The organism is Paenibacillus sp. 2RAB27 (genome assembly GCF_052115445.1).
Taxonomy (GTDB): domain Bacteria; phylum Bacillota; class Bacilli; order Paenibacillales; family NBRC-103111; genus Paenibacillus_E.
Genome location: NZ_JBFRGR010000020.1, coordinates 93,522 through 112,032 on the forward strand (window position 1 = coordinate 93,522; position 18,511 = coordinate 112,032).

The following is an 18,511-nucleotide window of genomic DNA, read 5'->3' on the forward strand; positions in this document are numbered from 1 at the left end:
GATGCCATGGTGAAATCATTTGTTAACGGGTATATCAATATCAATCACGTTTCTAGAGATTCAAATGTTAATATTGGTGATGCCTCCTGTATCTTTATCGAAAGTAATACCATAATCCATGCGCATTCTACCCCTTTTTTACAAGGCGATTGGTCGGGCTTACTTACTAGTAAACAGAATTGTAAAATACGAATGCAAATAAAAAAGCTCTAAAGCACTATACCTCCAAAGATTGCCATCCTATTGGCCCCCTGGCCAGTTGTTGGCAATCTTTTTCAGAATCTGGGCAATCCCTGTCATTAATGCTATTCTTGATCTTGATTTCTCGCCTCTAAATCGACAATAGCTAAGGATTACAGAGAGGTAATCCAAGTTACTAATTTTCGGTTGCTTTACAGTAATGAACATTTAAAGTTTGTTGATCTCATTTAAGCTCCTGACAAGATCTAGCGTATCTTGATAGAATACGATGTTAAATGGAGGTGAATTTATTTGTTCAGGAAGGCAAATATGTAGAAAAATTGGTTTGACATACATATTAAAGGGTTCTATAGCCATTTCTCCCCTAATGGCTTCCAATGTTTCGGCTTGATGATGGAAAAATTCCCCTATTTCTTTCAATTGTTTAGAACAATTTTTTCTATCCATATTTGACATGAGTCCGGTAGTAGACCATTTGCCAACGGTTTTTACCGTACATTCTAGATACATAATAGCATCTCTCCAACTGTTTAATTGTTTCTGATAACCTGTTATTGTTCTGTATTTTTGTGCTGAGAAGGGATAATATTTCATATTTTTATTCATTTCCATTAAGGACTTGTCTGTATTTTGGCTCATCTCAAGGAAATGTTTAATCTCTTGTGTTAACCGTTCTCCTTCATCTTTATGACACCCCCGATGAACCCAGCCAGCAGTACGCCGAAATAATTCTGATAATTGATTAGTAAATGGAATGATCATCTTTTTAATTTCTTTTTTATAATTAGCCGGAAATACGTACAATTGTATGATAACTGCAAGCAAAATTCCAACACTTGTATCTCGAAGACGGTCAACGATATAGTTACCAGACTTAGGTTCAAATACAAGCACGAGCAAAATGGTTATTGCTAACTGTTCTGATACAATCTGATTTCTTCGTAATCCTTTGGCTATCCATAGACCTGCAAAAATAAGTAAACCCAATATCAAAGCGTTTGGCTTGGGAAAAAAAATGAGAACTATTGCAGTAAAAGCCACCCCTATGACTGTTCCAACCATACGATTCATAGCAAAGTGAAGGGATTGTGTTAGTGTGCTTTTCATACAGAGGATTACAGACAACGGAGCGAGATAAGGATGTGCAGATCCTAATAGTTTTCCTATTTCCCACGATAAAGAGCAAGTGACAGCTATTTTCAAAATTATTTTCCCAGTGTAGACACTTGTTTGATTTTTTTTATTGGTCATACGTTATCCTCCGAAATTCTTTACATCATGATGGCCATGCTTCAAATATTCATACCATCTTTATTCCCCAAATAGAGCCATTTTAATAACACAAGCTTAAATAGCTCTTCGTTTTATTAAGTTCCTTTATATGTGGTTTTTTACATAAGTAAAAACGACAACTAACTATTGAATAATATGTGTGTACATAATACTGAATTATCCAAATTAGTTATTTAAGTACGCTTTAGAAAAAACATATCGGATTTTTTGACGTGGATGTTAACTAGCTCCTGCAGGAATATTGGGCTTTATTCAATCGTTCTTATCTTGTAATAACCATTGCTATACCTCATATAATTAACAAACAAGTATATAACGGAGATGGTGTGGGCAATGGAACAAGAAAGAGTGTATATCGGGAAGAGCATACCCAAAAAAGAGTCACTGGATAAGGTAACAGGAAATGCCCGATATACTGGAGATCTCATACAAGTTGGAATGCTGTTCTGCAACTTGGTCATTAGTCCCTATGCGCATGCCAGAATCTTGAAGATCGATTTATCCAAAGCCTGGAATATCCATGGAGTTCGTGCGATTTTAACTGGAGCGTACTGTGATGTGCTAACAGGGGAAGATCTAAGAGATAAACCAATTATTGCAATTGATAAAGTGAGATATCATGGGGAAATAATAGCCGCCGTCGTAGCCGATAGCGAGGAAATTGCCACAAGAGCATCGAGTTTTATACAAGTCACTTATGATCAATTACCAGTTATTAATTCTCCATTAGCAGCAATTGAAAAAAATTCACCACTGATCCATGAGCACTTGGATAAGTATGAACATACCAATAATGCCAATCCTCAGTCCGGCACCAATATAGCAAACATAAGCAAAGTTAGGAAAGGAAATATAGAAATAGGTAGGCATGAAAGTGAGTTCGTTGTTAAACAAACGGTTGCGTTCGCTCCTTCGGATCATGCTGCCATGGAGACCCGATGTGCGTTGGCAGAAATTAAGAAAGACGGCACAGTTGTGATTGAAACGTCATCTCAAGCTCCATTTGCCGTGAAAAAATATATGGCGCTTTACTTTGGATTAGAGCCAAGTCGAATTATTGTTAATACTCCATTGGTAGGCGGAGGATTCGGTGGCAAGGCATCTATTCAATTGGAACTCATTGCTTATTTAGCATCTAAAGCGGTAGGAGGAAGAAAGGTAAAGATACAAAATCAGAGAGAAGCAGACTTGATAACTTCTCCAGTTCATATTGGGCTTGAGGCGGAAGTGAAGCTAGGTGCAACAAAAGAAGGTAAGCTTAAGTTTGCAGAGATAACTTATTATTTCGACGGAGGTGCATATTCAGATAAAGCGATTGATGTTGTAAATGCAGCGGTTATAGACTGCTCAGGACCTTACTCAATTGAACATGTACATTGTGACGGTTTATGTATATACACAAACCATCCATATGCTTCTGCTTATCGAGGGTATGGCCACTCTGAACTGACATTTGCTATGGAACGGGCGATGGATTGTCTTTCGGAAAAGCTACAAATGGATCCCCTCGAACTTCGTTTAAAGAATGCCATTTCTCCAGGGGATACAAGCCCGACCCAACAACAGCTAACCAACAGTAATTTGGGAGATTTACCAGGTTGTATCCATAAGCTAAGAGAAATTATTTCTTGGGATACTTGGAGAATAAAGAAAATTGACCCATATACCATAAGATCTAAGGGAATCAGCTGTTTTTGGAAAAACTCATCCATTGATGTTAATGCCGGCTCAGGAGCAGTCATAATGTTTAACCCTGACGGCAGTATCAATTTGATTTGTGGAGTTGTCGAGATCGGAACAGGTACCAAAACAGTGCTAACTCAGATTTTGGCGGAACAAATGAAAATGGATGTAAATCAAATCCATGTCAAAATGGAGGTTGATACATCATCAACTCCGGAACACTGGAAAACGGTTGCAAGCCGTGGGACATTAATGGCAGGTTGGGCAGTCATTGATGCAGCTGCGGACGCAATTTATCAATTAAAGGTAATTGCAGAACAAGTTTTGAGAGTAAGGGCTCAAGATTTAGAAGTGAGCGGAGGAAGAGTGTTTTATGTGCCCAATCCGTTGATCCAAATCGAGATAAAGGACATTTGTTATGGCTATACGTATCCTAACGGTAATACGATTGGAGGACAAATTATCGGGAGAGGTACCTATACGCAGAAACTTATGACATATATAGATTCGGAAACTGGAGAGGGCCGTCCAGGTCCGGAATGGAGCGTAGGCGCACAGTCCGTTGAAGTAGAATTCAACTCAAGGGATTGTACCTATAAAATTGTGAAGGCAGTTTCAGTACTTGACGCTGGGAAAGTGCTGAATCAAAAAGGAGCCGAAGGTCAAATTATGGGTGCAATGAATATGGGCCTTGGTTTTGCAAATCGAGAAACATTTATTTTTGACCAAAACGCATTAGTTTTAAACCCTACTCTAAGGGATTACAATCTCATGAGGTATGGGGAGAATCCAGAATATGAGGTTGTATTTGTAGAAACGCCTTGTCTTGAAGCCCCCTATGGTGCGCGTGGATTAGGAGAACAGGGCTTGATTGGCATGCCTGCTGCACTCGCAGACGCGCTATCCAGAGCAGCAGGAACAGCGCTTACTCGATTGCCACTTTTTCCAGAATATATATGGAAGACTAGGGGGAAGACCCAGTATGATTCCATATGATTTTGAATATTATAGGCCATCAACTATTCGAGAGGCTGTCCACCTACATCATCAATTAACTCAGCAGGGGAAACAGCCCCTTTATTACTCCGGTGGAACAGAGATCATTTCACTTGGAAGAATAAATATCCAATATACCGGAGCTGTAATTGACATCAAAAGAATTTCAGAATGCCTAGCATTAACGTATGCAGATGAAAAATTGATGCTTGGCTCTGCTCTTACTTTAAATGAGTTATATGATTCAAAGACCTTTCCTCTCCTTGGGGAATCGGCCGTGGGAATTGCAGATAGGACTACACGCAATAAGATTACTTTGGGTGGAAATATCTGCGGCAGGTTTATCTATAAAGAAGCGGTTTTACCTCTTTTGCTAACGGACTGTAATCTACAAATCGCACTGTTAAACGAAATCAGGGAGGTTTCTATTCATCAATTGTTCCATCAAACTCTCCACCTTAAACCAAGTGAACTGTTAGTTACAGCGATTATCGACAAAAAGTTTATTGATATGCCCTACGTAGTTATGAAAAAAAGAAAACAGGCAGCAATTGACTACCCGCTTGTTACTTTAGCAGCACTGAATACGGGTAAAGAAATTCGAGTTGCTTTCAGCGGCGTATGCTCGTTTCCCTTTCGATCTAAGTCGATAGAGGAAGTCATAAATAACAGGCATCTGCCAGTTCAAAGCAGAATCGATGAAGCGGTTAAAAGATTGCCTGCTCAAATTCTAAATGATATAAAAGCATCATCCGAATACCGCGAATGGGTTCTGAAAGGTGCACTTACTGATGTTATACATCAATTGGGAGGGGAATACCTTGCCAACTAGTAATAATAACAATTTTATTGTAGAACTTCATATTAACGGCGAAAAGATGCGTGTTCATTGTAGAACAGCGAATACGTTACTTTATGTATTAAGAGAGAACCTTGGAATGACCGGAGCAAAACCTGGCTGTGAGAATGGGGATTGTGGGGCTTGTACAATACTATATAATGGACTGCCTATCAAATCATGTCTAATGTTAGCCATGGAAGCGGAAGGTGCTGAAATCACCACGATTGAAGGCTTACATAACACCCTTATACAAGAAGCTTTCGTTGAGGAATGGGCATTTCAATGTGGTTACTGCACTCCCGGATTTATTATGAACTGTCATGCTCTAACAGAAACCCATCCTGATGCAGATGATAAGATAATTATAGATTGGTTACAATCAAATATATGCCGATGTACGGGGTACAAAGAAATAGAACAAGCGGTGAAATCCGTTCTTATTCGTAAAGCTGGAAAGGCATAACATAAAATGGATTCATTCCATTCAAGTTTTAATAGTGGTAGTTTTATAAGTGGGCACCAACAATAAGCAGTCCAAAACTGGATCAAACAGTCTTGGACTGCTTATTCTGTAACTCAACCATCGCAACGTCAGTAAATCCAATTAACAAAAGCTTGCTGAAATCTTATCCTGCTGCTTAGAGGATTCGCGTTATATCACACGAATAGTTTCTTATCGATCGTAAAATTGGGGAGAGGGGCCACTCGTGAAAAGAAAAATAGGAATCCGTTTTAGGTTGATGGTTTTGATGATTTGTTTAACTACACTACCTGTTGTAACTGTAACATGGCTTGCTAGCAACAATACACGTCATTCGGTGGAACAGGAAATGATTAGTGCCAATAACTCACGTATGGAATGGGCTAATCAATATCTGAATGAGCTTATTGAGCAGATGAACATTTTATTTTATACGGTTCAAATCAATTCGGAATTAATGGGGAATCTTCAACAAGTAGCTAATCCAAATTTAAATGTACAATATCTAACGCAAAAATATGTTGGTGATACCCTAACCTCATTATTACATTCGAATTCCCGTAAAATTGATGATTTTACGCTTTATATTCATGAAAACAAACAGGCATTATCCGTAAGTTATGTTGGCCGTTTAATTTCTTTTATGGATATCCAGACTGGACCTTGGAGCCGAATGCTAGATACCCCGACTAATATTTATTTTAAGCAGGAACTAAATGGAGTTTATGCGTTTCACAGTATGAATCGGTTTGAAGACCGTAAGCTGCTGGGTGGTCTCTCCGTTAAGATCAACCGTAAGGTTTGGGATGAGGTCGGTAGTATTCTTGGATCTGAAGCAGACAGCTCCATTTTATTGAGCAACGATGAAGGGGAATTATTATCTGGGTCTAAGAATGAACAGGCGTTGGGAGATATTTCCATGCTATTAAAAAGTCTTGCTGTACCTGATAGTGGTCTTGGCATTCAGAAAACCAATAAGTATTATTTTTTTATGCAGAAAGTTAGCAATGGTAAATTAACCCTGATAAAAGCCATACCGCTCGAAACGATAAATCGCAGCGCACAAGCTACGATTAATGCCGGTATTGTCACTGGGAGCTTATTTGTTGCTGCCTCGATCATTCTCTCTATTCTTTTTTCGCTTCGTATTAGTAAGCCGATTATAAGTCTAGCTCGAACCATGAGAAGAGCAGAAATTCAAAGCTTTGAATTAAAATCAGTCAAAAACAGTGATGAACTTGGCCTGCTCGAGCATGGATACAACTCCATGATGCAACGCATTAAAGAATTAATTGAAGTAGAATATCAAGGGAAAATAGACATTAAGACTGCGCAACTGAGGACACTGCAAGCTCAGATCAATCCGCATTTTCTCAACAATACCCTACATCTAATTGGAGGAATGGCTTTAGAGAAGGATGCACCTGAGATTTATCGAGTTACACGGGTGATTGGAGATTTATTAAGATATTCAATCAGTACGGGGAGCGATTTGGTTACGTTTAGAGATGAGCTCAAACATATGCAGAACTATATATTTATTCAGGAGCAGCGGTTTACTGGGCGATGTCAAGTGTTGGTTGAGAAAGATGATTTGCCTGCTGAGAGCCAGCTTCCCAAATTCACCCTCCAGCCTATTGTAGAAAATGCATTTGAACATGGACTGCATAAAAAAGAAGGCAACTGGCTCGTTGAGGTAAGAATCAAACGAATCCGTAATCAACTTCTAATTGCTGTTCAAGATGATGGCGTAGGTCTAGACGAAGAGAAGCTTGGACATATCCGAATAGGTTTACGTTCTGGCATTGAAAATAATAATTCGAAATTATCTGAAGATGAGCAAAGTGGAAAAAGAAAAGGCATTGGGTTGAAAAATGTCGACTCCCGGTTGAAGCTGCATTTTGGCGAAAGATATGGTATACGTATTTTCAGCAAGTTAGGGAAGGGAACGATCGTTTTATTCGTATTGCCGGTATTGGAAGAGGAGGAGTTTGAAGATGTATAAAGTGATAATTATAGACGATGAGCCTTGGTCAAGAAAAGTAATCAAGCAGCTTGGAGAATGGGACAAGCTCCAATTAACGATAATAGGTGAGGCCGAGGACGGAACACAAGGATTGCGAATGGTCGCAGAGCTAACACCTGATATCGTGGTAACAGATATGAGAATGCCGGGTATTGATGGTGTCGAGCTTTTAAAGGCGCTGAATGATAAACATCCTTTGCTTAAGATCATTGTGATGAGTGGATATGATGATTTTGTTTATTTAAAGCAAGCTATTCGATCCCAAGCGAAGGAATACTTATTAAAACCGGTGGATCCAGTGGAGCTGAATGCTGCCCTAGCGCAATGTGTTCGTGAACTGCAGCAAGCCAAGCAAACATCAGAAGTATCTTGGAAAACACCTCTTGTATTTGCCGATAAGGGTTCACTCGATAAGTATTTGGAATATCGTCAATTGATCTACGGTTATATGTTGGATTTAAACGCATCAGGTGTCATTCAAACGTTGAAGTCGTTAGGAGAATTTATGGAGTCGATGCAGGTTGAACAATTCGATGGCAGTATTCTGAATAAAATCGGTCATGACTTTACACTAATGCTCGAAGAGTTTGTTTCCACAAGTGAGCTGGAATGGAACCATATCATATCTGAATTGGAACAACAGCCGTCCGATCAAATGGGCTGGAATTCTGAGATAGAGACCATTGGACAGATTGAACGGATGTATAATCAGGCTATTGCTTTACTACTGGAGGCACGGAAAAATAGAAATAAGTTGGATTTGAGAGAAGTGACCGCGTACATCAATAGGCATTATAACGAATCGATTACTTTGGAGTCACTCGCCGCTTATTTTTATATAAGTAAAGAGCACTTAAGTCGGGCATTCAAAACATTCACTGGAGAAACGATGACCGATTATATTCATCTCAAACGCATGGAAAAAGCCAAAGAACTCATTGTGGATCATAAGTTATCTATTAAACACGTTGCTGAAATGACAGGGTATCCAGACCTTGCCTATTTCTACAGGGTGTTTAAAAAACATTATGGAATTGCCCCCGGAGAATTGCGAAAATAATTGGATTGTACGTCCAAATGATATATCAATATTGTGCAATAGAAGATGTTAATATCCTGAAATGATTATAGAAAACGCTTCCACTATACTGAAGGAGCAGTTAAATCAGAGGGGGAACGATCCATGAGGAAAACGCTTCATTTGAGTATTATTCTAGGCTTGATATTAACTACAGGATGCGGCACTAGCACAAGTAAGACGAATACAGACACTAGTCCTGCAGCACCTGCAAGCGCACCAGTCAGTACAAAGGCGACTGCAACTCCGAAAAAAGTAGAACTAAATGTTTTTATGAGCTATCCCCAGTATAAAGAACAATTTGAAAAATACTACGAGAAATTTAAAGCGAAAGAATTGGCTGAGAAAAATGTAGATGTCACGATTAAAACGGAAATGCCTAATTCGGATCAATCCAAGCAGATCTTACAAACTCGTCTAGCATCGAATGACGCACCAGATTTGTTTACCATTCATGCAAATGATATACCGGCTTATTACAAAGCAGGTTACCTAAGTGATTTATCTAGTCAAGCAGCCATTAAAAGCTTGTATGAACCTGTGAAGAAGACCGTTACGATCGATGGTAAAATCGTCGTGCTGCCTTTTGAAAGCACAACATGGGGATACTTGTACAATAAAAAAATATTCAAGGATTTGGGTATTACACCTCCAAACACATTGGATGAAATGAAAGCTGTTATCGCAAAAATAACTGCAGCGAATATTGCACCATTTGAACTGGCTTTTCAAGAATCATGGGTCCCACAACTTATGACTGCGCAATCGCTTGGTGGTATTGTTTCCTCGAAGCATCCGGATTGGATTGAAAAGATGAGTGCGGGTCAGGCTTCATATAGTGATGTAGCAGCCATTTTTGATATTATCGATCTCATTAACGCAAACGGCACGAAAAAACCTTTCGAGGTTGGTAATGAAGCTGGTGCCGCTGAATTTGCCAATGGAAAATCCGCTATGTGGGTACAAGGCCCTTGGAATGCGGATGCCATTCTGAAAGTTAATCCAAGCTTTGAAATGGGGGTTGCAGCATTACCTGTAAGCAATGATTCCAAAGATACCATGATTAATCTTTCAACCTCTACTTCCTTAGCTGTATCGCCAACAACTAAAAACAAAGAAGTAGCACTTGATTTACTGAACTATATGCTGGATGAGAAAGATTCTTCCGCGCTATTTAAACAATTGAAATTCAATCCCATCTCAACTGTTCATAAATTCGAAGTGAATCCGTGGGTTAAGGAATCCTCCGCCTATGTAGAAAATGGGAAAGCGTATCAGGATTTGAAGCTGCCAAATGGAGTTACAGACGAGCAAGCTAAATTATTGCAAAGTTATTATGCTAAAAGCATAACCAAAGAGCAATTTATTAAAACAATGGATAAAACATGGGCAGCAGCAGTTAAAGCTGCTAAGTAAAGCTGAGTAACGGTTAACTAGGAGTGATACAAAATGATTTTTACAAGGAATAGGAAGCAAAACATCATCCTGTTAGCCTTCGTTTTTCCCGCAATACTATTCTATTCTGTTTTTGTACTCGGCCCCTCTTTTGGGGGGATATGGTACAGCTTGACGGATTGGAATGGGCTCAATCCCACCTATAATATGGTGGGATTGAGCAACTATATCGAAGCGCTCACAGATGATCCATACTTTCTGGATGCCATTTGGTTTACACTCAAATACGTTATTTTCATGGTCGTATTATCAAATTTTTTGGCTATCCTTTTGGCAGTGTTAATTGAATCTCAACAACGAAGTAAGGTTTGGTTTCGGACGATCTTCTTTATGCCGAATATGATTAGCTTAATTATCGGCGGGTTTATGTGGATGTTTATTTTCACTAAGGTTTTACCCTATATAGCTGAACATACGATTTTTCACTTTTTAGACCAATCATGGATAGGGGATCCAAGATTCTCCTTTTATACACTCTTAATTCTTTCCCTCTGGAGTGGCGTAGGATATTTAATGGTCATTTATATTGCAGCACTTCAAGGGGTGCCGCAACAGCTGAAAGAAGCTGCTGCTATAGATGGTGCTAATGCGATGCAAACCTTTCGAAATGTTACGCTACCCATGATATATCCGGCTTTGACCATTGGTCTTTTCGTGACTTTAAACGGTTCCTTTAAAGTATTTGATGCGGTATTTGCTTTGACTGGCGGTGGACCGGGGCGGGCTACACAGGTTATCGCGCTTAATATTTATGAAGAAGCATTTAGTTTGAGTAGTCGATATGGTTATGCTAGCGCTAAGGCAATGATTCTGTTCTTGATTGTCTTTATCGTCACGCTCGTTCAATTGTGGATCATGAAAAGAAAAGAGGTGGAAGCATGAGTAGTCAAGATGCACGTGTTGGACTTAGCCTAATAAGTCGTCGTGCCGGCTCATCTCTTATTTTTCTCTTCTTGCTGGTCGGAACGGTTGTGATGTTATTTCCAATCTATATGGGGTTATTAAATTCTGTGAAAACGCAAAGTGAGATGTTGACGAATATTCTATCCTTTCCTGCTGATTTTCAATTTTCCAATTATTCGAGCGCCTTTGAAAAAATACATTTTTTAAGAAGTCTATCGAATACGATCCAAATTGCTGTTGTTGGTTTATTTGGGATTATTGGTTGTGCTTCCTTGGCTGGATACAAGCTGTCCAGAACGAAAGGGAAATTGAGTGCCTTTTTGTTTGGACTTTTCATTCTTTCGATGTTAATCCCTTTTCACTCGGTCATGATCACCCTCGTGAAAATATCTAGAGAACTACACATCCAAGGTTCAATTTATGGACTTGGCTTCATCTATATCGGGTTAGGTGTGTCCATGGCCATTTTTCTATATCATGGTTTTGTCAAATCCATACCTCGAGATTTGGATGAAGCTGCCGTTATCGACGGCTGTGGAGAGCTGAAATTGTTCTTTACTGTGATTTTTCCGCTACTACTACCTGTCACAGCTACCATTGCGATCTTGAATTTATTATGGATATGGAACGATTTTCTTTTGCCATTGTTAATATTGACCGATTCGGATCGATATACACTGCTCTTATCAACGAATATGTTATTTGGCGAATACAGCAATGATTGGTCAAATATTTTAGCTGCCTTATTGCTGGCTATGCTGCCTGTCATTATCTTTTATCTATTTCTGCAAAAATATATTCTTAATGGGATTGCAGAAGGTGCGATCAAAGGATAATGCCATCAATTGGATTGGAGAAGGGGAGTCTTGTTGTGATAACTGGAGGTCATGAAGTAACTGGGTTTTTAAAAGCCAAAGGCAAAAAGCTGATAAACGGTGAAGGAAGGGAGATTCTGCTTCGTGGCGTTGGCTTTGGCAGTTGGATGCTTCCGGAAGGGTACATGTGGCTTTTTCCTGATCAAGGGGATCGACCAAGACGAATCGAACAAATGGTTAAGGAGTTGATTGGCGAAGAGAAGGCTGAGCAATTCTGGGAGATTTATTATAATCGATATACGTCTGAGTCGGATATTCGGCAAATCTCTGCGGATGGTTACAATTCTGTTCGTGTACCGATTCTTGCCAGGTTTTTGATAGAGGATAGTGATGGTGAGGTTGTTCGTTTTCATCAAGCTCATTTGAAGATCATAGACAACGTCATTGATTGGTGTCGTGAGCATAGGCTTTATGTGATTCTTGATCTGCACGGTGCCAGTGGAGGACAGACAGGAACGAATATCGATGATTCGGAGTTCGATAAACCTGAGCTGTTTATGAACGAGCGGAATCAAGAGATCACAGTCGCGTTATGGCGAATGCTGGCTGAGCGTTATAAGGATGAGTGGATTGTGGCAGGTTATGATCTTTTGAACGAGCCGTTGCCTGAATGGTTTTCAGCCTATAATGATCAAGTCATGCCGCTTTATAAAAAAATTACGAAAGCCATTCGTGAAGTCGATGATCGTCATATGATTATTTTGGAAGGTGTGCACTGGGCCACAGATTGGTCGATTTTTAATGAAAAGATTGACGATAATCTTATGCTTCAATTTCATAAATACTGGAACAGCCCGGATACGGAGAGTATTCAGATTTATTTGGATAAGCGTGAAGAATGGAACGTGCCGATCTATATGGGCGAAGGCGGCGAGAATAATAAGGAATGGTATGCTGGTGCATTTCGATTATTCGAGGATCATAATATTTCATGGAATTTTTGGACTTGGAAGAAAATGGATAAAATTAATTCGCCTTGCTCTGTGATACAGCCAGCAGGCTGGCAGCAGTTGATAGACTATTTAGAAGGCGGAGTTAAACCAGATAAGGCAGCAGCCGAGCACATTTTATGGGAATACCTGCACAATATTTCTTTTGAGCAATGTTTGTATCAAAAAGAAGTAACGGATTCCCTTTTCCGCAGACCATCCACTCGTATTCCAGCTATTTTTTATGGCTATCATGGTGAGGGCATAAGTTACGGAATCATGAATCGAGTGGATGAAAACATTGGATTTCGGAAAAATGACGGAACAGATATCCGCTTTATAGAAGGATCTAGAACGGCACCAAACTTTCAACATGGCAAAGGGGAACCTTGGCAAGCGGATGAACGATTATGTGTTCAATTAACACCTCAGGATTGGTTTGCTTATGAATTCACAGTGGGTCATGATTCCAAGGCCTCTCTGTATACGGTTGAATTGCGCGCTTTTGCTCCTAATGAAAGAGCGTGGATGGCCGTTTCAGTCGATGACAATTTAATTGAGATAGTAGAAGTTATTGGGGAATCATGGGGTACGCAACGATTGAACAACGGATTCCAGCTTAGTCCTGGATTACATCGCATTGTACTTAAATCCGTGGAAAACAGAGTGCGCATTGATTGGCTCGAAGTTTTACCGGTGAATGAGTTAGAAGAGAAATAGAACAAAAGCATTATAAAATATAGTTCTCCTAAAAAATCTGGGCCGCGTGAAAATGCGGCTTTTTCGGTTTCATAAAAATCAACCTCATTTATCAAAAATTCTCTGATTTCATCCGGACCGGTATGTCGCTTGTGACACGACGCCCTTTTTCAGAAAAAATAATTCAGCATTTGCAAAAATTGTTGAGTGTTTAAGTAAGAAGTTTATCGTATGATTAAAAAATTAGAAAAATTTCCATGAAAAGGCGACGAAGTGAAATTAATCTTGAAAAGATATTGATTAAAGCTAAAAAAATATTGAATTCCTCATTTATCTATTTCCCTATATATTCATTTCATAGACAACCTACACACCAATCGAATATCTGATCAAACTATGGAGGGGTTACCCTGTCATTCATTCGGAATCGTTCGTTGAAATCGACCATATTAGTAATAATTATCCCAATTATTATGTTATTCGTATTTACTACTGGCTTATTTTCCTACCTACTTGCTTCCAGTCAGTTGCAAAAAAATGCATTTACGAGTATTTCCGATACCGTCTCTCAAACTCAAAGATTTCTAAACGATAAATTAACAGATGTGGTGACGAGTCTGACTATTCTCGTTAGTGATTCTGACTTATCCGATATTTCGATGCGTACGGAAGATCCAGCATATAACTTACAAACGGAAGATTATCTGCAATTGAATAGAGTATTGAACAGAGCTTCTCCCGATCGAGCTTTGATCGATTCTACGCTGATCTATTACAACCATGACCGTCCAGCGTTCTACAGAAAAGATGACCTGACCGAACAGGTGAAATTTTCGCTTGAACCTTACAGGATTGGACAAGCAACCGACCCGATTTCTGTTATCCATTGGGAAACCCTTCATACTGACCCTTTTGGGACTTCTCATAATCAGAATGATAGCGGGAAAGTGGTAAGCTTATATAATCTGCTGGGTAAAGATGTGGAGCATAGTAAAGGTATTATTCTTTTTAATATAAAAAATTCATTTTTTCAAACGATTTTAAGTAATCCAACAATCAGTAATAATGGCTATTTAAGCCTAATTAGCGAGGACGGAATTATCTCCTACAAGAATGTTGCGAAAAAATATAAGATTAAGGATTCTGAATTGCAACGGTTAGTCATGCAAACCGCACAAGCATCCGGACAAATCACAATTACCAATAAATTTGGGAATGAGATGCTTGTTGTTTACGATACATTAAGAATCAACAAATGGAAAATAGCTGCGGTTGTACCTAAGGATGAATTACTCCATAAAGTGAACTACATCAAATACCTGATCTTAGTGATTATGTGTATTTTATTTGTGATTGCAATTTTCTTGTCTAACTTTCTGGCCAATATCATTACGAAGCCGATAATTCGACTTACGCGAAAAATTAATACGATCGAAGAAGGCAACCTTGACATCGAATTCAAGGAACTGTCGCGAAATGAGATTGGCGTGTTGAATAGAGGGATAAGGGATATGATCCATAGGATCAAACAGCTGCTTTTGCAGATAGAGAAAGAGCAGGAAAAAAAGCGGAAGGCGGAATTAGCAGCACTACAGTTTCAAATCAGGCCGCATTTTCTTTATAACACACTGTATTCTATTAAGCATCTGATTGAACTGGACGAAAAGAAAGAAGCAAGCCAGATGGTAACCTCGCTTTCCGATTTTTTTCGTATATCGATTAGTAAAGGCAGCGAGATCATTCCTGTGTCTCAGGAGATCGAGCATATCAATCATTATTTTACAATTCAAGAGTTGCGTTACGGGGACAGCTTTACCTATGAAATAGATATGGAACCAGCTGTGCTTGATTTTAATATTGTAAAGTTGACCTTGCAKCCACTTATTGAAAATGCGATTTACCATGGCATTAAGAATAGTCGTAAAAAGGGCCATATCCGTATCAAGGGTTTTATTCAAGAGGATGATTGTGTGATTCGTATAGAGGACAATGGTGCGGGTATGGCTGCTGAGAAACTTGAACAAATTAACCGATCCTTGTCGAACATGTGCACGAGTGAGGATGGGGATGGAACTGGTATCGGTATTTATAATGTGCATAAGCGTCTTCGGTTGAATTATGGCATGAAGTATGGACTTAGGTATGAGAGTAGTTCCGAAGCGGGAACCATCGTTGTTGTCACATTCAGATAATGGAAGTTATGTTATCGTGGTGCTTATGCAAAATAACATGGCTAACATAAAACGCTAGGGGGGCCCTGTATGTATAAGGTTGCAATTATTGATGACGAAGTGATTATTACTCGTGGTTTAAGTAAAAACATTGATTGGCAGCTTAACGGCTTTGAAGTGGTGGGCTCTGCAGCGAATGGTGAGGAGGGCTTGAAACTCGTAGCTGAGAAAAGACCTCACTTGATAATAACTGATATACGCATGCCATTTGTCGATGGCTTTGAACTGACTGAGCAGGTAGTTAAAGCCTATCCCGAAACCAAAATCCTGATGTTGACGAGCTACGATGATTTCGAGTTTGCTAAAAGAGCGTTACAACTGAAGGTATTTGACTATTTATTAAAGCCCGTTGATAGTGAAAAGTTACTTGAAACGGCAAAACGTGCAATGAAAGAGCATGAATATGAGTCTGAAATGAAGCAGAAGGTCGTTGAAGGAATGCCGCTGTTGCGACAGCAATTTTTGGTGAAACTAATTAACGGAAAGCTGGCTCCGGCAGAAATTCATTCAGGTATCGATTTCCTCGGTCTTCAGCTTAATGCTGCCCGCTTTGTTGTCATTTTGCTGAAGGCGGATGACTATAGTTACCCTGATTACCAGAATCGTTTTGGAAAAGAAGTGCTCAAGTACTGTGTTATCAACGTTGCTGAAGAAACGCTTGCTAGCTTGGGACGAGGCATTGTTTTTAATTCCATTGACRATGAAATCGTACTCATTGTTTTTGCTGAAGATTTGCATGAGGACGTGGAACGCCAGGCTTATAAGATTGCAGAAACCATCCGTGTCAATGTAGAGAAATTTTTGAAAACCACAGTGACGGCAGGCATTGGTTTTGATTATGAGCAGGCTGCAGACATTGCTTTTTCTTATCAGGATGCCCGATCTTCTCTGGAGTTCCGTCATATTTTGGGGACGAACCGTGTGTTAACGGTTGCCGATATCGGTCTCGCACCTCATAGTGAATCTGCCGTATTTGAAGGACTGGAGAAAGAACTGGCTTTGAAGGTCAAGTTGGGCTTGGAGGAAGAGGCACTTTCCATATTAAGTACGATGGAGCAGTCCATCATCAAGAGCCAATCGATTTCTTTATCGAGAGTACGTCTAATTGGGGTTGAAATTACCGTAGTGATGTACAAAGAATTAGAAGAACATGCCAAACAGTTAGATGATTTTTACTCGATCTACACGAAGCAGCAACAGATGCAAACGGTCAATGAAATTTTTGCTTGTATTCGCCAACTTGTGATCCAATTCGTGTCCATCGTCAATCATCAACGCGATAATCAGATGAAGAAGGTCATTCATCGGGTTGTGGCGTATATGGAGACGCATTATGCGCAAGAGGGCCTTTCTTTACAGGACGTTTCGAGTGTCGTACACATCAGTCCGACCTATTTAAGTATTATTTTCAAAAAGGAAAAAAACATTAATTTTAGTGAATTCCTTAATCAATTACGTATGAAAAAGGCTATGGAGCTTCTTCGAATTTATGATATGAAGTCGTATGAGGTTGCTGAGAAGGTAGGCTTTAGAAATCCGCATTATTTCAGTCTCTGTTTCAAAAAATATACAGGTGTATCCCCGTCAGAATTTAAGAATGCGTCAAACTAATTCCACTAACTTATTAGCCAGAAAAAGCACTTCCTGAATCATAGGATAGTGCTTTTCATTTTTTAAAATATTGAACTTTTAGGATGAAAAGATATTGATAAGAGCTGAAAAGATATTGAATTCCAAACGTAACCAATTATCCCTATATTTAATTTATAGCCAAACGGAGTGAAGCGAATGAGTAAGTTAAGGCCCGTTATAGGGATCCTTATTCGCTGCAATTCTGTAATTCATGAAGGAAGAGAGGAAACAAATGAGTGCCAACACGATCTACACAGACAAACTGTCGACCAGTCCGACAAACAGACCAAAGCGAAAACGAATGAAACGCCCACGAACGCATTGGATGCCTTATTTGTTGATTGCACCAGCCGTTCTACTCATTATGAGCTTCTTATTTTACCCGATGGCCAATGTGTTTTATTACAGTTTTCAAAATTTTAATCCAGCCAAGCCTTATTATAACGGATTTATCGGTTTGGATAATTTCAAGACTATCTTTAGTCAGGATGAATTGTTTTACTCCAGTTTGTTGATTTCTTTTAAGTGGGTATCGATAGAAGTTGTATTTCAATTAATATTTGGACTGCTGATTGCCCTTCTCTTAACGCAGACTTTTGCTTATCGCGGTTTGTTCCGATCGATCTCGATTATGCCTTGGGCGGTCTCTGGGGTCATTACTTCAACGATGTGGTCGCTGCTCTTTAATGAGCATATGGGACTTATCAATAGTCTACTCGTAAGATTCGGATTTATCGAAAAAAACTTTGCTTGGCTGGCGGACTTGAATACGGTATTCCCGGCTGTGATACTCACGGAGCTTTGGAGAGGCATTCCGTTCTTTACGATTACGATGTTAGCAGCTTTACAAACAGTCCCCCAAGATTTATACGAATCAGCTAGGGTAGATGGTGCGGGACGATGGAAGTCATTCATCCATATTACGCTTCCATATTTGAAAAATTCGATTATTCTTTCCACCTTGCTGAGAGCCGTTTGGGAATTCAATAATGTTGATTTAATTTACACGATGACCGGTGGTGGACCGGCTAACGCAACTACGACGCTAACGATGTATGTGGCCAATCAAGCGATTATCTCACAGAATTTTGGATATGGCTCTGCCCTGACGGTAATCAGTTTTATCATACTGCTAGTGTTTGCAATGGGCTACTTGAAACTGAGTCGTTATGGCAGGGAGGAATAGAC

General features: G+C 39.5%; 13 protein-coding genes. 12 read left to right on the forward strand and 1 reads right to left on the reverse strand.

Translation table 11 applies throughout. The features are described 5' to 3' along the window. Positions 1 to 408: 408 nt before the first annotated feature. Positions 409 to 1,452, reverse strand: coding sequence for an FUSC family protein (locus tag AB4114_RS23945; RefSeq protein WP_441990697.1), 1,044 nt, complete (start codon positions 1,450 to 1,452; stop codon positions 409 to 411). A gap of 375 nt (positions 1,453 to 1,827) precedes the next feature. Here AB4114_RS23945 and AB4114_RS23950 point away from each other — a divergent pair, with 375 nt between their 5' ends. From AB4114_RS23950 to AB4114_RS24005, 12 genes are all read left to right on the forward strand, one after another. Further along, positions 1,828 to 4,173 (forward strand): xanthine dehydrogenase family protein molybdopterin-binding subunit, encoded by a 2,346-nt coding sequence (locus AB4114_RS23950; RefSeq protein WP_441990698.1) that lies wholly within the window; start codon positions 1,828 to 1,830, stop codon positions 4,171 to 4,173. After that, the gene (locus AB4114_RS23955; protein WP_441990699.1) at positions 4,160 to 5,005 is read left to right on the forward strand and encodes an FAD binding domain-containing protein; all 846 of its coding nucleotides are present in this window, start codon (positions 4,160 to 4,162) and stop codon (positions 5,003 to 5,005) included. The genes AB4114_RS23950 and AB4114_RS23955 overlap by 14 nt, the downstream gene beginning before the upstream one ends. Beyond that, a complete protein-coding gene (locus AB4114_RS23960; protein WP_441990700.1) occupies positions 4,995 to 5,477 on the forward strand; it encodes a (2Fe-2S)-binding protein in 483 nt (160 codons plus the stop codon). Before AB4114_RS23955 ends, AB4114_RS23960 begins: the two co-directional genes overlap by 11 nt. Before the next feature lie 244 nt (positions 5,478 to 5,721). Further along, the gene (locus AB4114_RS23965; protein WP_441990701.1) at positions 5,722 to 7,500 is read left to right on the forward strand and encodes a sensor histidine kinase; all 1,779 of its coding nucleotides are present in this window, start codon (positions 5,722 to 5,724) and stop codon (positions 7,498 to 7,500) included. Beyond that, entirely contained in the window at positions 7,493 to 8,581 is a 1,089-nt protein-coding gene (locus AB4114_RS23970; RefSeq protein WP_441990702.1) for a response regulator transcription factor, read from the forward strand. The genes AB4114_RS23965 and AB4114_RS23970 overlap by 8 nt, the downstream gene beginning before the upstream one ends. Before the next feature lie 123 nt (positions 8,582 to 8,704). Further along, positions 8,705 to 10,015, forward strand: a complete 1,311-nt coding sequence (locus AB4114_RS23975; RefSeq protein ID WP_441990703.1) for an ABC transporter substrate-binding protein — start codon at positions 8,705 to 8,707, stop codon at positions 10,013 to 10,015. A 33-nt stretch (positions 10,016 to 10,048) separates the two neighbouring features. Further along, on the forward strand, positions 10,049 to 10,936 hold the full coding sequence (locus AB4114_RS23980; protein ID WP_441990704.1) for a carbohydrate ABC transporter permease: 888 nt from the start codon (positions 10,049 to 10,051) through the stop codon (positions 10,934 to 10,936). Next, positions 10,933 to 11,793 (forward strand): carbohydrate ABC transporter permease, encoded by an 861-nt coding sequence (locus tag AB4114_RS23985; RefSeq protein WP_441990705.1) that lies wholly within the window; start codon positions 10,933 to 10,935, stop codon positions 11,791 to 11,793. Before AB4114_RS23980 ends, AB4114_RS23985 begins: the two co-directional genes overlap by 4 nt. Then, entirely contained in the window at positions 11,793 to 13,481 is a 1,689-nt protein-coding gene (locus AB4114_RS23990; RefSeq protein WP_441990706.1) for a cellulase family glycosylhydrolase, read from the forward strand. The genes AB4114_RS23985 and AB4114_RS23990 overlap by 1 nt, the downstream gene beginning before the upstream one ends. Before the next feature lie 413 nt (positions 13,482 to 13,894). Further along, positions 13,895 to 15,652 (forward strand): cache domain-containing sensor histidine kinase, encoded by a 1,758-nt coding sequence (locus AB4114_RS23995; RefSeq protein WP_441990707.1) that lies wholly within the window; start codon positions 13,895 to 13,897, stop codon positions 15,650 to 15,652. 69 nt (positions 15,653 to 15,721) lie between these two features. After that, the gene (locus AB4114_RS24000) at positions 15,722 to 17,302 is read left to right on the forward strand and encodes a response regulator (protein WP_441990708.1); all 1,581 of its coding nucleotides are present in this window, start codon (positions 15,722 to 15,724) and stop codon (positions 17,300 to 17,302) included. A 253-nt stretch (positions 17,303 to 17,555) separates the two neighbouring features. Then, positions 17,556 to 18,509: a carbohydrate ABC transporter permease gene (locus AB4114_RS24005; RefSeq protein WP_171633701.1), complete on the forward strand. Its 954-nt coding sequence runs from the start codon at positions 17,556 to 17,558 to the stop codon at positions 18,507 to 18,509. Positions 18,510 to 18,511 lie beyond the last annotated feature (2 nt).